Raw genomic sequence first — 16,658 nt, forward strand, 5'->3', positions numbered from 1 at the left:
TCTCGAGCGCTCCTACTGTCAAAGGCGTTGCGCCCGGTGCTGCTGCGACGCAGGAGTCGCGCCGTCGTCACCGGTCATTGACGGGTCGGCAGTTGTCCCCGCGCACCCGTTCCCCTCCCTCCATCGATCGCCGGGCCGGCTGTTGGCACTGCCGCGCCGCGATCGTCCGTGCCCCGCCAGCCGGCCGCCTCCGCACGGCCGCAGCCACCCTGACTGGGAGTCCGGCACCATGCTCACCTCGACCGACGTCGACCGTTACCGGCGGGACGGACTGCTCGTCCTGCCCGCCCTGTTCACGCCCACGGAGATCGCGGCCCTGCGCGACGCGTACGACCGGGACACCCGTGTCCCCGGTGACCACCGCATCGTCGAAGCCGACAGCATGACGGCCGCTTCCGCTTCCGACTCCGACTCCGCCGGCGCCTCAACCGCCGACGCCGACGCGACGCCGGCCGACAAGGTGCGCGCGCTCTACGCCTCCCACCTGCGCCAGCCCGAGTTCGCCGCCCTGGTCCGCGCACCGCGCCTGGTGCGGGCGGCCCGCCAACTGCTCGGCCCCGAGCTCTACCTCTACCAGTTCAAGATCAACGCCAAGCCGGCCGGCGGCGGTGACGGCTGGGCCTGGCACCAGGACTACGTGGCCTGGCGGATCGCCGACCTGCTGCGCACCGCCGAGTTGGTCAGCGCCGTACTGTTCCTGGACGAGGTCACCGCCGACAACGGCCCGATCGCCTTCGTCCCCGGCTCGCACACCGACGGCCTGGTCCGCGCCGACCGGGGCGAGCAGGAGCGCTCCAGCCAGCATCTGGACCCGGACGACATCGCCGTGCCGCCCGCGCTGCTCGACCGGTTGGTCGCCCGCCGGGGTGTCACCGCGCCCACCGGTGCGGCGGGGACGGTGGTCTTCTTCCATCCGGAACTCGTCCACGGCTCCTCGCCCAACAACTCGACCGCCGGGCGGCGGGTCGCCATCGCGACCTACAACAGTGTCCACAACACGCCGTTGGGCGAGCCGCGCGCGGAGTACCTGGTCTGCCGGGACACCCGCCCGCTGCCGGTCGAGGACGACCTGCCGATCATCGCCGCAGTCTGACGTATCGTCAGCTCGCCAGCGCATTCGATCAGTTGCCCGTTGATGCCGGGCCCGCCCGGCTCGCCCTGCCACCTCGGAAGGAAACGCCGTGACCACAGCCCGTGCGGTCGTCCTGCGGGACTTCGCCACTCCGCCCGCCGTCGCCTCGTTCGAGCTGCCGCCCGCACCGGCCGACGGCCTGACGGTGGCCTGCCGGTACGGGGGAATCTGCGGCACCGACCTGCACCTGGCCCAGGGCCACCTGCCGGTGCCGGTCCCGCTGGTCCTCGGCCACGAAGGGCTCGGCACGGTCCACGAACTCGGCCCCGGCACCACTCAGGACAGCGACGGCGCCCCGCTGGCGGTCGGGGACACCGTGATGTGGGCGTCCTCGATCGCCTGCGGCGAGTGCCACTCCTGCCGCACCTTGCGCGAGCCGACGCTCTGCGCGCGGCGCCAGACCTACGGCGTCAACCGCCCCACCAGCGAGGCCTCGCCGCTGCGCGGCTCGTGGGCGCAGTACATCACCCTGGAGCCCCGGACCGCCGTCTTCCGGCTGGCGCCGGGGACCGATCCGGTCGCGGCGATGGCCCTCGCCTGCGCCGGGCCCACGATGATCCACGCCCTCTGGGAGCGCCGCCCGGTCCGGCTCGGCGAGACGGTGGTGGTCCAGGGCAGCGGCCCGGTCGGCCTGGCGGCCGCCTGCCTGGCGCAACTGGCCGGCGCCCGGGTCCTGCTGGTCGGCGGCCCGGCCTCCCGATTGGCCGCCGCCCGCGCGGCCGGCATCGCCGACGAGTACATCGACACCGTGGAGACCGGCACCCCCGAGCAGGCGCTCGCGCGGGTGCTGGAACTGACCGGAGGACTGGGCGCGGACCTGGTGATCGAGTGCGCCGGGGTACCAGTCGCCGTCGAGCAGGGCACCCGGATGGCCCGGCGCGGCGGCTCCTACCTGATCGTCGGCCAGTACACGGACAGCGGCAGCACCTCGTTCAACCCGCACCAGATCGTCCACCGCCAGCTCGACCTGGTCGGCTCCTGGGCCTTCACCGGCGCCCACCTCGGCGCGTACATCCGCCTGCTGCCCCAGCTGCTCGCCCGCTTCGACCTGGCCTCCCTGGTGACCACCTTCCCGCTCGACCAGGTCGGCACCGCGATGGGCGAGGCGAGCCGGGGCACCGCCCTCAAGGCGGTGCTGGCCTGCTGATCCGCCGGCGCGTCAGACGGCCGGCTTCTGGACGGAGCCCGGCTTGCCGGCCAGGAGCGCCGTGATCTCATCGGCGAGGTGCGGGCCGAGCTCGCCCCAGCCGTCCTTGTAGCCGTAGACGCCGGCCAGGGTGCGGGCCTCGTAGTCGCCGTTCATGATCTCGATGTCGTTGGCGGTGATGAGCGCCGGGTGGGCGACACCGACCGCCGCCGAGACCTTGATCAGCTCCCGGCGCAGGGTGCGCAGGTAGACGGCCGCCCGGGTGGCCTTCGAGGTCGGGTCGAGGCCGCGAGCCAGCCACGGGTTCTGGGTCGCGATGCCGGTGGGGCACTTGTCGGTGTGGCACTTCTGCGACTGGATGCAGCCGATGGACAGCATCGCCTCGCGGGCCACGTTGACCATGTCGGCGCCCAGGGCGAAGGCGACCATGGCGTTCTCGGGCAGGCCGAGCTTGCCGGAGCCGATGAAGGTCAGGTCGTCGGTCAGCCCCAGCTCGGCGAAGGTGCCGTAGACCCGGGAGAAGCCCATCCGGAACGGCAGCGACACCGAGTCGGTGAAGATCAGCGGCGCCGCTCCGGTGCCGCCCTCGCCGCCGTCGACGGTCACGAAGTCGACACCACGGTCACCCCGCGCCATCAGCGTGGCCAGCTCCTGCCAGAAGCCCATCTCGCCCACCGCGCTCTTGATCCCGACCGGCAGACCGGTCTCGGTGGCGAGCAACTCGACGAAGTCGAGCATCGAGTCGACGTCGCTGAACGCGGTGTGCCGCGACGGGGAGGCGCAGTCCTTGCCGACCGGGATGCCCCGGATCTCGGCGATCTCCGGGGTCACCTTCGCGCCCGGCAGCATCCCGCCCAGCCCCGGCTTGGCGCCCTGGGAGAGCTTGATCTCTATCGCCTTGACCGGGGCGCCGGCGACCACGTCCTTGAGCTTGTCGAGGCTGAAGGTGCCGTCCTCGTTGCGGCAGCCGAAGTACGCCGTGCCGATCTGGAGCACGACGTCGCCGCCGTTGCGGTGGTACGGCGAGAGGCCGCCCTCACCCGTGTTGTGCATCGTGCCCGCCAGCGCCGCCCCCTGGTTGAGCGCCGTGATGGCCGCGCCGGAGAGCGATCCGAAGCTCATCGCCGAGATGTTCACCACGCTCGCCGGCCGGAACGCCTTGGCGCGCCCGCGCGGCCCGCCCAGCACCTTGGCCGAGGGCAGCGGGGCCTGCGGGTCGTGCGCGTCGGGCAGCGGGCCGGCGAAGGTGCGCTGCTTCAGGTAGGCGTGCCCCTGCACGTGCTCGACGTCGACGTCGGTGCCGAACCCGAAGTAGTTGTTCTCCTCCTTCGCCGACGCGTAGATCCAGGTGCGCTGGTCACGACTGAACGGGCGCTCCTCCTCGTTGGAGGTCACGATGTACTGCCGCAGCTCCGGCCCGATCGCCTCCAGCAGGTACCGGGCGTGCCCGATCACCGGGAAGTTCCGGAGCAGTGCGTGCCTCTTCTGGATGAGGTCGCGGGCAGCCAGAAGCGCCAACGCCGTTGCGGCGGCCGCGCCGATCTTCCGGGCGTGCATGAACGTTCCTCCTCGGTGCACGACTCCATCGCCGTGCGGCGGAGTCGTGGTGTCGTGTTGCGCGTTGGACGGCGGGCACACGACCAGGCGGGCATCAGCGTCCGTCGAAGAATTCGAGATGATAGTAGGAGGCCACGCGGACCGGCATGTGGTCAGGGGCTGGTTCGGGGTTGGTCCGGGGTTCGCCTGATGGGGGAAGCGCTCCCGGACGGCCCGGCTGACACCGCTACCGCAGACCGTCACCGCAGACCGCTACTCGGCCTCCGCCGAGCCGGTGAGCTGGAGTTTGCGCTGGGCGCGCTGGTAGAAGGTGGTCCCGCCGAGCCGGATCACCCGCGCGGCGGCAGGCCGCATGACGACGTCGATGACGTCGCCGGGCCGGGCGGCTCCCACGAGCCGGCCGTCCGCTTCGACGCCCAGCTCTCCGCTGGTGGGCAGGACTTCGAGGGCGAGCTTCTCCCCGGCGGAGAGGAACAGCGCCCGGTTGAACGCGGAGTGCGGGGCGACCGGGATCACGAGCATGCCTTCCGCGCTCGGGGAGACGAGCGGACCTCCGGCGGAGAAGCTGTAGGCCGTCGAGCCGGTCGGCGTTGCCGCGATCACCGCGTCGGCGAGGTAGCGAACGAAGGAGTGCCCGTCCACGCGCAGCGAGACGGCGGCTGAGGGGTGTCCCGGCCTGCGGACCAGCACGATGTCGTTGAAGGCCACGGCCTCCCGCCCGGCGACGACGGCGCTCACCGCGGAGCGGGGCTCGGTGGTGAAGCGGTGCTCGTCGATGGCCGACAGGGCCGGCAGAAGCTCGGGGACGTCGATCTCGGCCAGGAACCCCAGTCGGCCGAGATTGACGCCCAGAACCGGAGCGTGCCCGGCTGCCGCCAGCCGCATCGCCCGCAGCACCGTGCCGTCCCCGCCCAGACCGACGATGAGGTCCGCCCGGCGCGACAGGTCCTCCGGAGTGACCGCGACCGCCCGGTCGGTCGTGCGCCCCACGTCCTGGGCGCACCCGAGGACGACAGCGCCGCGTGCGTGCGCCCAGGTGGCGATCGTCTCGGTGGCATGCCCACAATCACGTTGCGGATGCAGCACCAGCCCGACAGCGCTGACGGCTCGCATGGACCGGCTCCTCAGGTGTCGACCAGTGGACGGCTCTTCCCCTTCGTGGTTTCAGTGACGCACGCGGCAACGGCCCGGACAACCCGGCGGGCGCGCGAGCCGCACCGTGGAGGTCGGGTCCGCCGCTCCGGTGACCGAAGCCGGTGCCACTGTGGGAGAGAGGCCGTCATGGACACCGAATCGCTGGTACGCACCCGCCGCGCCCTGCACGCGGTCGCGGAGCTGGTGCTGGCCGGCCCGCAGTTCCGAACCAGCGGCACGATCAGGCTGCGTGCCTCCCTCGGCGGCTTCGCCACCTGTGCCGAGCCGAACGTGCAGGTCGTCGGTGCGGCTCTGGTGGCATCCGGACAGCGGCTCTTCCTGGAGCGGACCAGCTGCGCCGCGCTGGCGGCTGCGATCGGAGTCACGGCCGGTGCGCCCGCCGGGCTCTACCAGGGCGGATCCGGTGTCGGCCCCGAGGACGTGATCGAAGCCGATCCGCGACCCGCGCACTTGATCGCGCAGGGTTTCGCGGTCGGCGACGCCGCACTGCGCCGGATGTTTCCCGGGGCGGATCCGGTGATCTGGCCCGAGCACTTCGACATCGGCGTGACCGTGGCCGCGGTCGACTACGGAGTCTCCCCGGGCGACGACTTCCGGGCGGAGCCGTACGCCTACGTCGGCCCGCACGTCCGGCAGCAGGGGAAGTACTGGAACGCGCCGTTCGGCGCGGTGGCCACGGTCCGCGAGCTCGGCGGCGTGGACGGGGTGCTGGCCTTCTTCGAGCAGGGCCGTCAGCTCATCGCCTGAGCATCACCGACGGCCGCCGTGACGTTCGCTGTCAGGTCGTCAGGTCGTCAGGTCGTCAGGTCGTCAGGTCGTCAGGTCCGCGGGTCGCGGTGCGCGGGAACCGGGGGCCAGGTCCCCGGTGCGAGGACGCCGGTGGCGTAGGCGCGGGCGACCAGTGCCGCCCTGCTCGTCGTTCCCCAGCGCTGGGACAGCTGCCTGAAGTGGTAGTTGACCCCGTCGTCGGTCAGGCCGACCGCGCCGGCGATCTGGGTGGTCGTGCAGCCGCCTGCGGCCAGGGCCAGTATCTGCGCCTCCACGGCACTGAGTTGAGCGTGCTCCTCCGGGGCCGGGCCGGGGGCGGGCGCGGCGTGCTGGTCCACCATGCGCAGGAGCAGCAGGAGGTTCGGTGACGCGTCCGGCAGGTCGGTGACCACGTCGATGATCAGCTCGCCGTGGCGTTCGGCGCCGCTCGCGCTGGACCAGGAGACCTTGACCGGGTAGCGCGACCTGCGCCGCAGCCGTACCGCTTCGTTGACCGGGTGGAGTTGGGCACCGGCCGTCAGGCGGAAGAGTGCCAGCGCGTTGCGCCCGGTCAGGTGGCCGGGCAGGACGCCCCACTCCAGGGCCATCGCGGGGTTCACCACCCGAATCGTGCCGTCCGACTCGCAGAAGGCGGCCGGCAGCGGTAAGAGGTCGAACAGGATCAGCAGTCGGTTGCGCCAGAAGATGCCTCGCTCACGATCCGACATCGCGGCGTCGGCCAGCCGCCAGCCCGCCTGCTGTCCTTGGGGATCCATTACGCGCTCCTGTCTGTCGCGTCGTGCTGCTCCTATACCAGGGTGCCGGGACTCGCCAGTGCGAGGAGCCCGAGGCCACTACAAAATCATGTAGCCATCCGAGCGATCAACGTGCCCCGGGGGCGGGACGGTGGAGACGGCTGCCGCGGTCGTGGCGGCGCCATCCCGGTAAACCCCATATTCTGGAGGGCAGTTCACCCATGGCCGATACCGTCCCCGCCGTCGACATCCCCGCTGTCGATATCCCCGCTGTCGACATCCCCGTCATCGACATCTCCGCCGTCGACTGGGGCAGCACGCCGACCCTGGGGCTGATGCAAGCGGCCCGGCGCCTCGGCCCGGCCTTCGCGCTGCGCGTGGACGGCCAGGACAACCTCTTCGTCTCCGGCCTGGACCTCGCCACCGAGCTGGCCGACGATCAGCGGTTCACCAAGAACATCGGCCTCGGGGTGGCGAACCTGCGGCCGCTGCTGGGCGACGGGCTGTTCACCGCGCACATCACCGAGCCCAACTGGGCCAAGGCCCACGACATCCTCATGCCCGCCTTCGGCCTGGGGTCGATGCGCACCTACCACCCGGTGATGCTGAAGGTCGCCCGCCGGCTCATCGGGTCCTGGGACCGCCAGGCCGCCACGGGGAGTCCGGTGGAGGTGGCCGACGACATGACGCGGATGACGCTGGACACCATCGGACTGGCCGGATTCGACTTCGACTTCGGCTCCTTCGACCGCGACGAGCCGCACCCGTTCGTCAGCTCGATGGTGCGCTGCCTGGACTGGGCGATGACCTCGGTCGGCCGCAGCGCCGGGGTCGACCACAGCGAGCAGGACGAGGCGATGCGCGTCGACGCCGCCTACCTGGCCTCGGTGGTCGACGAGGTGATCGCCGCCCGCACCGTCGCCCCGGACACCGCACCCGGCCGGCCGCAGGACCTGCTGGGCCTGATGCTCACCGCGACGCACCCTTCCGACGGCGCCACCCTGGACCCGGAGAACGTCCGCAAGCAGATCATCACCTTCCTGATCGCCGGGCACGAGACCACCTCGGGAGCCCTGGCCTTCGCCCTGTACTACCTGGCCAAGAACCCGGCCGTGTTGAGCCTGGCGCAGCACGAGGTCGACGAGATGTGGGGCGACACCCCCACCCCGGAGCCCGCCTTCGAGGACGTCGGACGCCTGCGCTACACCAGGCAGGTGTTGAACGAGGCCCTGCGGCTGTGGCCCACCGCCCCCGGGTTCGCGCGCGAGGCGCGTCAGGACACCGTCCTGGGCGGCCGCATTCCGCTGCGGGCCGGACAGAGCGTCAGGGCCATCACCCCGATGCTCCACCGCGACCCGGTGTGGGGCGACAACCCCGAGCAGTTCGACCCCGCCCGCTTCGCGCCACAGGCGGTCGCCGCGCGCTCCCCGCACGCGTTCAAGCCGTTCGGAACGGGTGAACGCGCCTGCATCGGGAGGCAGTTCGCGCTGCACGAGGCCACCATGGTGCTCGCCATGGTGATCCACCGGTACCGGCTGATCGACCACGCCGACTACCAGCTGAAGCTGAAGCAGTCGCTCACCATCAAGCCGGACGGCTTCACCCTCACGCTCGCCCCGCGTACCCCCGCCGACCGGGCCGCCAACCGCGCCGCACTGCCGATCGCGAGCGCCGCAGAGCCCGACAGCGGCCCGGCTGAGGCCGCCGACCTGCCCACCCGGGTACGCCAGGGCACCGGGCTGCTGCTGCTCCACGGCTCCAACTACGGGACCTGCCGCGACTTCGCCGCCGGGCTCGCCGACCTCGCCGCGGAGCTGGGGTGCGACACCGCCGTCGCCCCGCTGGACGCCCACCGTGGCGCGCTGCCCACCGACCGGCCCGTCGTGATCGTCACCGCCTCGTACAACGGCCAACCCACCGACGACGCGGCCGCGTTCGTGGACTGGCTGCGGCAAGCCCGGGACGGCGCGGCCGAGGGCGTCAGCTACGCCGTCCTCGGCGTCGGTGACCGCAACTGGTCCGCCACCTACCAGCGCATCCCCACCCTCGTCGACGACCGGCTCGCCGCCCTCGGTGCCACCCGCTTGCTCGACCGCGCGGAGGCCGACGCCTCCGGCGACCTGACCGGCAGCGTCAAGTCGTTCACCGCCGCGCTGCGCACCGCACTGCTGGAGCGGTACGGCGACCCCACCACCACCGCCGGGCCGCAGCACGAGCAGGACGAGCAGCACGAGCAGGACGGCCCCGCCTACACCGTCACCGAAGTCACCGGCGACGCGCTCGACGCCTTGGCCGCCCTGGCCGCCCGGCACGGCACGACGCCGATGACGGTCGTCGAGACCGCCGGCCTCACCCACCCGGAGTACCCGCGGGCCAAGCGCCTGGTCCGCCTCGCCCTGCCCGAGGGAACGGCCTACCGCACGGCCGACCACCTCACGGTGCTGCCGGCCAACGACCCCGCGCTCGTCGAGCGCGCCGCCCACCTGCTCCAGGTCGACCTCGACACCGTCCTGAGCATCGTCCAGGGCCGCCCCCGCCGCGACCGGATCCCCGTCGACCGGCTGCTGACCGTCCGTCAGCTGCTCACCCGCCACGTCGAGTTGCAGGACCGCCCGACCGCGGCGCAACTGGCCGTGCTGGCCGCGCTCAACCCCTGCCCGCCCGAGCGGGCCGCGCTCGGTGCCCTCGCCGAGAACACCGACGCGCGCGCCGCCGACCAGCGCACCCTGCTGGACCTGATCGAGGACCACCCCGCCCTGCGCGGGGCCCTGAGCTGGCCCACGCTGCTGGAGCTGCTGCCCCCGATCAGGCCCCGCCACTACTCCGTCTCCTCCTCGCCGACGGCTGACCCGCACCACGTCGACCTCATGGTCTCCCTGCTGGAGGCACCCGCCCGTTCGGGGCGCGGTACCTTCCGGGGCACCGGCTCCGGCTACCTGAACGCCGTACTGCCCGGCGACACCGTGCTCGCCCGGATCCAGCCGTGCCGCGAGGCCTTCCGGATCGGCCACGACGCCGACACCCCGATCATCATGATCGCCGCCGGCACCGGGCTCGCCCCGTTCCGCGCCGCCATCGCCGACCGCCGCGCCCTGCTGGCCGACGGCACCCCGCTCGCCCCGGCGCTGTGCTACTTCGGCTGCGACGCCCCCGACGCCGACTACCTGCACGCCGACGAGCTGCGAGCCGCCGAGCGGGCCGGGGCGGTCTCCCTGCGCCCTGCCTTCAGCAGCGCCCCCGTCGACGGCCGGCGTTTCGTGCAGGACCGCATCGCCGCCGAGGCCGAGGAGGTGTGGGAGCTGCTGACCGCGGGAGCCCGGGTCCACGTCTGCGGCGACGGCGCCCGGATGGCCCCCGGCGTCCGGGACGCCTTCCAGGCCGTCTACCTGCGACAGACCCGAGGCGCCGACCGCACCGACGCCCAGCACTGGCTCCAGACCCTGATGGACCAGAGCCGGTACGTCGAAGACGTCTACAGCGGCTGAGGACCGGCAACGACGACCGGCGGGATCTCGCCCGGGTGGCGTTCGCGGCGGCTGCTCCGCTACGTCAGCCGGTCGCGGTTCTGCGCGGCGACGGCGCGGACGAGTGCGGCGAACCGGGCGCGGCTGCGGCGCTGGTGCCGCTCGGCGGTCTCGTCGTCCGACTCGTCCTCGCCGTCCTCGCCGTCCGGCTCGTCGCCCTCGTCGCCCTCGTCGTCGGGTTCGGCGTACTCGTCGTGCAGGAGCCAGCAGCCGTTGATGCCGGTGAGGAGGTCTTCGAGGAGGTCGCGGGCGGGCCGGCGCGGGTCCAGCGGGGTCAGGCGGACACCGATGAGTACCGCGCCCGACTCGGCGTCGTCGGCGTACTCGGTGATCAGCTCCTCGGCTTCGGCGAGTTGTTCGCGGAAGGCGATCGGGTCGGGCAGCACGCCGTCGGCGACCTTCATGGCGTGGCGCACCAGCCCGGTGACGGCGTCGTAGGGGGACACGCCGTCGTCCAGGAGTTCGAGGACGAGCGTGGGTGTCGCGTGGGGGAGGGCCTCGATGGTGTCCGCCTCGCGCACCACCTCGGTCGGTGCGTGTCCGGACACCTCGGAGACGGCTTCGGCGGCCGCGTACAGCCAGTGGGCGGCTGCCACGGCCGCGGCGGTCGGGTCGATGTCGGAGTAGAGGGCGGCCGGGCCGAACGGGTCCTCGTCCAGTAGCCGGTCGGCGGCGGCGACTTGGACGGGGGAGGCGCCTTCGCGGCTGAGCAGGACGGCCTGCTGGGCGCGGCCGGTGAGGTCGCCGAGTTCGGCGCCCTCGACGGCGGCCAGCTCCATCGCGGTTTCGGCCCGGATCGCCTCGGTCAACTCCGGGATGTCCAGGGCGATGAGCGCTCGGCCGACGCGGTGGGCGTTCTCCAGCACGGGGCTGTAGGAGACGGTCATGGTGCCGCCATGGGGGAGGTTCGGCGCGGCCACGGCCTTGGCGACCTCGCCGAACGCCTTGCGTTCCTGCTCCCGGCGCCAGCCCTCGCTGTTCACCTCCAACGAGTCGGCGGCGCTGGCCGGGTGGGTGTAGGTGCGCCAGGCCGCCGTCGACAGCTGGGTGAGGGCTGCGGCCAGGCGGGAGAGCGCGGCGATGTCGGTGCCGGCCGGGAGTGCGGCGATCCGGGTGGCCAGTTCGCCCTGCCCGGTTCCCCAGGCGGCGATGAGTTCGTGTCGAACAGGGTCGACGCAGTAGCGGGTCATGACGGACCACCTAGCGGGTCAGCCGAAGGTGAAGGAGTAGGCGCTCACCCCCGGGGAGAGCGTGACCTGGAGTGAACCCCGCTCGGGGGTCGAGCGGTTGAGCAGAGTGTAGATGTTCGGTGCGCCGGAGACCGGGAAGGTGGTGGTCTTCCCGTCGGCCGTGGCGGTGATGGTGCCGGTGCCGCCGACGTCGAGGTAGATGTCGTCGGCCTGGTAGTTCAGGGTGATCCCGGCGTTAGCCTTCGCGGTCAGGGACTCGTCGCTGACCGACCAGGTGCCGGTGAGCGCGAACTGGTCGTCGGGGACGGTCGCGGGGTAGTGGAAGGCGGCTGTCCCCGGGGCGAGTGCGGTGTCGCCGGCGTAGCCGGTGGCGCGGGCGGATCCGAGGTAGGTCTCCGGGGTCTGCGCGCTGCTGGTGGGCGTGCGGTCGGCGACCTGGGTCGCGGCGGGCAGGGTGCGGCCCGGGTGTGCGGTGGTGAGGAGTTGGCGGATCAGCGACTCGGTGCCGGGGTAGTCGCCTTCGCCGATGGAGACGTAGCGCACGGTGCCCGTCGAGTCGATCAGGTACTCGGCGGGCCAGGACTGGTTGGCGTAGTCGTTCCAGGTCGTGTAGTCGTTGTCGAGCGCCACCGGGTACGGCCGCCGACCGCCGGGGCCCGCGCCGTCCCGGGCGCCCTGCGCCCCGCCGGACAGGAAGATCACCGGTAGCACCGGCAGGATGCAGGGCGAGATCCCGGTGATCAGACCTCCCACGAGTCCGATCAGGACGAGCGTGATCACTGGGGCCTCCGAGTGGCCGTGCCGGGCGGTGTCACCAGCACCTGGTGCGATCGCCAGCGTAGATCCGCAGGGTGAGAGCCTCCTCGGAGTCGGCTCCCAGCCGCCTTACCGCTTTCTTACCGGTCGCGTGCCCGCGCTGCGGGCCTCGTCCTCCTTTGGCGGGCGTCGGCGCGCGGGATTGCCTGCCCCGGACCTAACTTGGCGTTATGGGAGATAACTCTGAGTCATTTCAGCCGGCTGTAGGGGGACGGGCGAAAGCCTGGCTCCGGACCGGCCTGACCTCGGCGGCCGTGCTGCTGTTCGGGGTTTCGGCCTCGGCCGGGGCCGCCGCCGACGAACCGTTCCTCGGGCCGTTGAACACGGTCACGACGGTGGCCTCGACCGTCCCCGCCAACGGGGACCAGAACCCGTACGGCACCGCGGTGGTGCGGCACAGCGTCGGTGAGCTGCGCCGGGGCAGCGTGTTGGTCAGCAACTTCAACAACGCGCAGAATCACCAGGGCACCGGCAGCACCCTGGTCCAGGTGAGCCCGGACGGCGCCGTCAGCCTGTTCGCGCAGATCGACCCGGCGCACCTTCCCGGGCCGTGCCCCGGCGGCATCGGGCTCACGACGGCACTGTCGATCCTGCCGGACGGCTGGGTGGTGGTCGGCAGCCTGCCCACCTCGGACGGTACCTCGGCCACCGCGCAGGCCGGCTGCCTGCTGGTGCTGGACAGCCACGGCACCGTACGCGAGACGATCGCGGGCGACGGCATCAACGGTCCGTGGGACATGACCGCCCGCAGTTCCGGTGACCGGACCGAGCTGTTCGTGACGAACGTGCTCAACGGGACGGTCGCCGGCGGCGGTTCGGAGGTGGATCGGGGCACCGTGCTGCGGATCACGCTGGACCGGCACGGTGACGAGCCGCCGCGGCGGGTGGCGACCACGGTGATCGGCTCGGGCTTCGGCCAGCAGACGGATCCGGCCGCCCTGGTGATCGGTCCCACCGGCGTCGGGCTCGACGACGAGGGCACGCTCTTCGTGGCCGACACCCTCGGCAACCGGATCACCGCGATCCCGGACGCGGTCAAGCGTGACACCGACGCCGGCACCGGACGGGTCGTCAGCTCCGGCGGCAACCTCAACGGCCCGCTCGGGCTGGCCGTCTCGCCCTGCGGCACGATCCTCACGGCGAACTCCGGGGACGGCAACCTCGTGGAGACCACTGCGGGCGGTGACCAGGTGGCGGTCCGCCAGCTCGACTCCAGCGGCACGCCGCCCGGCGCCGGTGCGCTGTTCGGGCTCGCGGTGAGCCTCGACGCGGACGCGGTGTACTTCGTCGACGACGCGACCAACCAGCTGGACGTCCTGCACTGATCGGATCACCGCGGCGGTGACAGCGCAGTACGCCAAGTGGGTGAGGCTGTTGCCCTGCCTGGCCCGCTCGACCCGCCGGGTCGAGCGGGCCAGGTGGTGGGCGTGGGTGCCGACGCGGACACTGGCCGTATGCCCCTCGCGTGAAAGTAGTCCCTGATGAAGCCTGTTCTCTCAGCAGTTGCGGGTGCTGCCGCCCTGGCGGCCCTGGTGGCCGGCTGTTCCAGCAGCTCCAGTTCCAGCTCCAAGTCCACGTCGAGTTCCGCGTCCGCGCCTTCGGTAAGCGCAACGGCCGCACCGGCCAGTGGGGTTGCCACCCTGAAGACCGCCAACTCGCCCGACGGGCAGATCCTGGTCGACGGATCCGGCCGGACGCTCTACCTCTTCGAGTCGGACACCGGCTCGACCTCGACCTGCAACGGTTCGTGCGCGGCCGCGTGGCCGCCGCTCCTCACGACCGGAGCGCCGAACTCCAGCGGGGTCACCGCGTCCCTGGTCGGCACGAGCACGAGGGCGGACCACACGACCCAGGTCACCTACAAGGGCCACCCGCTGTACCTCTTCGCCGACGACGCCAAGGCCGGGGACGTCAACGGTCAGGGCGCCACGGCGTTCGGCGGGAAGTGGTACGTGGTCAGCCCCAGCGGTGCGGCGATCACCAGCACGGGCACCCCCACGGCCACCAGCACGGCCACCACTCCTGCGGCCACGCCGAGCAGCACGTCAGGCGGTGGCGGCGGCTACTGAACTGTCGGGCAGTCCCAGTCGCAGGTGCTCGACGTGGTGGACGGCCTGGTCGAGGAGTTCGGCGACGTGGTGGTCGTAGAGCGCGTAGACGATCGAGCGCCCGTGCCGTTCGCCGACCACCAGGCCGAGGTTGCGCAGCAGCCGCAGCTGGTGCGAGCAGGCGGACTGCTCCATGCCGACCGCGTCGGCCAACTCGGTGGCCGGCAGCGCGCCCTCGCGCAGCCGGGCCAGGATCAGCAGCCGAGAGGGGGCGGCCAGGGCTTGCAGGGTCGCGGCGACCTTGGCCGCGTTGGACGCGTCCAGCGGGGAGCGCGGGACGGTGCTCTCGGCTGCGCTGGCGACTCCATGGCCCATGGCGACCATCCTACAGCTGATGCTTGAAGAACTGTTCATATGTTCCTGTATGGTGGATGGGTCGCCCCGCCCTGCCTGCGCGAAGGAACAGCAAGCCATGTCCACGACCCTCACCGAGCGCCCGGCCGCCGCCGCGGCCCCGCGCGGCGCGGTTGCTCCCACGCGTCGGACGCGTGTCTTCGCGCTGGCCGAGGCCCGCTGGGCCGCCGCAGCCACCGTCGCGTTCCTGATCGCCCTGCCGCTGCAGCTGACCGGCGCGCCCGCCTGGGCCTGGGTGCCGATGTACGCGATCGCCTACGTCACCGGCGGCTGGGAGCCCGGCTGGGCCGGGTTGCAGGCGCTGCGCGAGAAGACCCTCGACGTCGACCTGCTGATGATCGTGGCCGCGATCGGCGCGGCCTCGATCGGGCAGGTGATGGACGGCGCGCTGCTGATCGTCATCTTCGCCACCTCCGGCGCGCTGGAGGCACTGGCCACCGCCCGCACCCAGGACTCGGTGCGCGGCCTGCTCGACCTCGCCCCCACCACCGCCACCCGCCTGCTGGACGGTGGCGACGAGGAGAGCGTCGCCACCGAGAGCCTGGTCGTGGGCGACACCATCCTGGTCCGCCCCGGCGAGCGCGTCGGCGCCGACGGCCGGGTGCTGGACGGCGCCGGCGACGTCGACCAGGCCACCATCACCGGCGAGCCGCTGCCCGTGGCCAAGCAGGCCGGCGACGAGGTCTTCGCCGGCACCCTCAACGGCACCGGCGCCCTGCGGGTCAGGGTCGAGCGCGACGCCTGCGACTCGGTCATCGCCCGGATCGTCGCCATGGTCGAGGAAGCCTCCGAGACCAAGGCCCCCACGCAGCTCTTCATCGAGAAGGTCGAGCAGCGCTACTCGCTGGGCATGGTCGCCGCCACCCTCGCCGTCTTCCTGATCCCGCTGGCGTTCGGCGCCGCCGTGACCGGCTCGCTGCTGCGGGCGATGACCTTCATGATCGTCGCCTCCCCGTGCGCCGTCGTGCTGGCCACCATGCCCCCGCTGCTCTCCGCGATCGCCAACGCCGGACGGCACGGCGTGCTGGTGAAGTCCGCGGTGGTGATGGAGCGCCTCGGGCAGGTCGACGCCGTCGCGCTGGACAAGACCGGCACGCTGACCGAGGGCACCCCCCGGGTCACCGACATCCGCCCCCTGGCGGGCTCCGGCCTGTCCGAGGCGGAGCTGCTGACGCTGGCCGCCGGCGCCGAGCACCCCAGCGAGCACCCGCTGGCCCGCGCCGTCGTCGGCGCCGCCCGCGAACGGGGCCTCGACATCCCGACGGTCCTGGACTTCGTCTCCACCCCCGGCATCGGCGTGACCGCCACCGTCGCGGGTGACGCCATCGCCGTCGGCGCCCCGGCCCGACTGCTCAACGGCCGCGAGGGCGCGCTGTCCGCCAAGGCCACGGCCGTCGCCGAGGAACTGGAGAACGGCGGGCGCACCGCCGTCCTGGTCGAACGCGACGGCACCCCCGTCGGCGTGCTGGGCATCGCCGACCGGCTGCGCCCGGACGCCGCCGCCACCGTCAGCGCCCTGGCGAGGCTGACCGGCTCCACGCTGATGCTGGTCACCGGCGACAACCCGCGCGCCGCGGCCCGCCTCGCGGGCGAGGTCGGCATCACCGATGTCCGCGCCGGCCTGCTGCCGCAGGACAAGGTCGCCGCCGTCCAGGAGCAGGAGAAGGCCGGGCGCAAGGTGCTGGTGATCGGCGACGGCGTGAACGACGCCCCGGCGCTGGCCGCCGCCCACACCGGCATCGCGATGGGCCGGGCCGGCTCCGACCTCGCGCTGGAGACGGCGGACGCGGTCATCGTTCGCGACGAACTCGCCACTGTCCCCACGGTGGTGGCCCTGTCCCGGCGGGCCCGCGCGTTCGTGGTGCAGAACCTGGTGATCGCCGCGGTGTTCATCTCCGGCCTGGTCATCTGGGACCTGGCCGGCCATCTCCCGCTGCCCCTCGGTGTCCTCGGGCACGAGGGCTCGACCGTCATCGTCGGCCTCAACGGCCTGCGGCTGCTGCGCGAGAGCGCGTGGCAGCGAGCCGGCGCGGAAGGCGCGAAGTGAGCGGGCGCAGCCGCTAGGGGCTGTCGTCAAACCCCCTTCTGCTCGGCGACGAAGGGGGTTTGACGACAGCCCCTGGCGGACCCGGCCGCCGGGCCGGCTCGAGGTGTGCGAGGGTCAGGAGCCATT

The 16,658-nt window shown here is 72.5% G+C and carries 13 protein-coding genes; 7 read left to right on the top strand and 6 right to left on the bottom strand.

Annotated elements, in window-relative coordinates:
• The first annotated feature begins 229 nt into the window (after positions 1 to 229).
• Both OG403_RS27820 and OG403_RS27825 read left to right on the top strand, forming a co-directional pair.
• Positions 230 to 1,093: a phytanoyl-CoA dioxygenase family protein gene (locus tag OG403_RS27820; protein ID WP_329568999.1), complete on the top strand. Its 864-nt coding sequence runs from the start codon at positions 230 to 232 to the stop codon at positions 1,091 to 1,093.
• An 88-nt stretch (positions 1,094 to 1,181) separates the two neighbouring features.
• Complete coding sequence (locus OG403_RS27825) at positions 1,182 to 2,279, top strand: zinc-binding dehydrogenase (RefSeq protein ID WP_329569001.1); 1,098 nt, start codon at positions 1,182 to 1,184, stop codon at positions 2,277 to 2,279.
• Between the two features lie 12 nt (positions 2,280 to 2,291).
• On the opposite strand, the gene OG403_RS27830 is transcribed toward OG403_RS27825, so the two are convergent.
• Both OG403_RS27830 and OG403_RS27835 read right to left on the bottom strand, forming a co-directional pair.
• A complete protein-coding gene (locus tag OG403_RS27830) occupies positions 2,292 to 3,836 on the bottom strand; it encodes an FMN-binding glutamate synthase family protein (protein ID WP_329569003.1) in 1,545 nt (514 codons plus the stop codon).
• Between the two features lie 252 nt (positions 3,837 to 4,088).
• Positions 4,089 to 4,949, bottom strand: a complete 861-nt coding sequence (locus tag OG403_RS27835) for an NAD(+)/NADH kinase (RefSeq protein WP_329569005.1) — start codon at positions 4,947 to 4,949, stop codon at positions 4,089 to 4,091.
• 168 nt (positions 4,950 to 5,117) lie between these two features.
• Here OG403_RS27835 and OG403_RS27840 point away from each other — a divergent pair, with 168 nt between their 5' ends.
• Positions 5,118 to 5,738: a hypothetical protein gene (locus tag OG403_RS27840; protein WP_329569007.1), complete on the top strand. Its 621-nt coding sequence runs from the start codon at positions 5,118 to 5,120 to the stop codon at positions 5,736 to 5,738.
• 71 nt (positions 5,739 to 5,809) lie between these two features.
• Here the strand turns inward: OG403_RS27840 and OG403_RS27845 are convergent, their stop codons facing one another.
• Positions 5,810 to 6,514, bottom strand: coding sequence for a helix-turn-helix transcriptional regulator (locus OG403_RS27845; protein WP_329569009.1), 705 nt, complete (start codon positions 6,512 to 6,514; stop codon positions 5,810 to 5,812).
• A gap of 200 nt (positions 6,515 to 6,714) precedes the next feature.
• Between OG403_RS27845 and OG403_RS27850 the strand changes: the two genes are divergently transcribed.
• The gene (locus tag OG403_RS27850; RefSeq protein WP_329569011.1) at positions 6,715 to 9,978 is read left to right on the top strand and encodes a bifunctional cytochrome P450/NADPH--P450 reductase; all 3,264 of its coding nucleotides are present in this window, start codon (positions 6,715 to 6,717) and stop codon (positions 9,976 to 9,978) included.
• 59 nt (positions 9,979 to 10,037) lie between these two features.
• Here OG403_RS27850 and OG403_RS27855 read toward each other — a convergent pair whose 3' ends face one another.
• A complete protein-coding gene (locus tag OG403_RS27855; protein WP_329569013.1) occupies positions 10,038 to 11,207 on the bottom strand; it encodes a hypothetical protein in 1,170 nt (389 codons plus the stop codon).
• Positions 11,208 to 11,225: 18 nt separating this feature from the next.
• Positions 11,226 to 11,987: a hypothetical protein gene (locus OG403_RS27860; RefSeq protein ID WP_329569014.1), complete on the bottom strand. Its 762-nt coding sequence runs from the start codon at positions 11,985 to 11,987 to the stop codon at positions 11,226 to 11,228.
• A 290-nt stretch (positions 11,988 to 12,277) separates the two neighbouring features.
• On the opposite strand from OG403_RS27860, the gene OG403_RS27865 reads away from it, so the two are divergent.
• Together OG403_RS27865 and OG403_RS27870 are read left to right on the top strand one after the other, a co-directional pair.
• On the top strand, positions 12,278 to 13,348 hold the full coding sequence (locus OG403_RS27865) for a hypothetical protein (RefSeq protein ID WP_329569016.1): 1,071 nt from the start codon (positions 12,278 to 12,280) through the stop codon (positions 13,346 to 13,348).
• Positions 13,349 to 13,504: 156 nt separating this feature from the next.
• Positions 13,505 to 14,092 (top strand): COG4315 family predicted lipoprotein, encoded by a 588-nt coding sequence (locus tag OG403_RS27870; RefSeq protein ID WP_329569018.1) that lies wholly within the window; start codon positions 13,505 to 13,507, stop codon positions 14,090 to 14,092.
• Here OG403_RS27870 and OG403_RS27875 read toward each other — a convergent pair.
• Positions 14,069 to 14,446, bottom strand: a complete 378-nt coding sequence (locus OG403_RS27875; protein WP_329569020.1) for an ArsR/SmtB family transcription factor — start codon at positions 14,444 to 14,446, stop codon at positions 14,069 to 14,071. The genes OG403_RS27870 and OG403_RS27875 overlap by 24 nt on opposite strands.
• Before the next feature lie 97 nt (positions 14,447 to 14,543).
• On the opposite strand from OG403_RS27875, the gene OG403_RS27880 reads away from it, so the two are divergent.
• Positions 14,544 to 16,532: a heavy metal translocating P-type ATPase gene (locus OG403_RS27880; RefSeq protein WP_329569022.1), complete on the top strand. Its 1,989-nt coding sequence runs from the start codon at positions 14,544 to 14,546 to the stop codon at positions 16,530 to 16,532.
• Positions 16,533 to 16,658 lie beyond the last annotated feature (126 nt).

The sequence above is a fragment of the Kitasatospora sp. NBC_01266 genome, assembly GCF_036242395.1.
Classification (GTDB): domain Bacteria; phylum Actinomycetota; class Actinomycetes; order Streptomycetales; family Streptomycetaceae; genus Kitasatospora.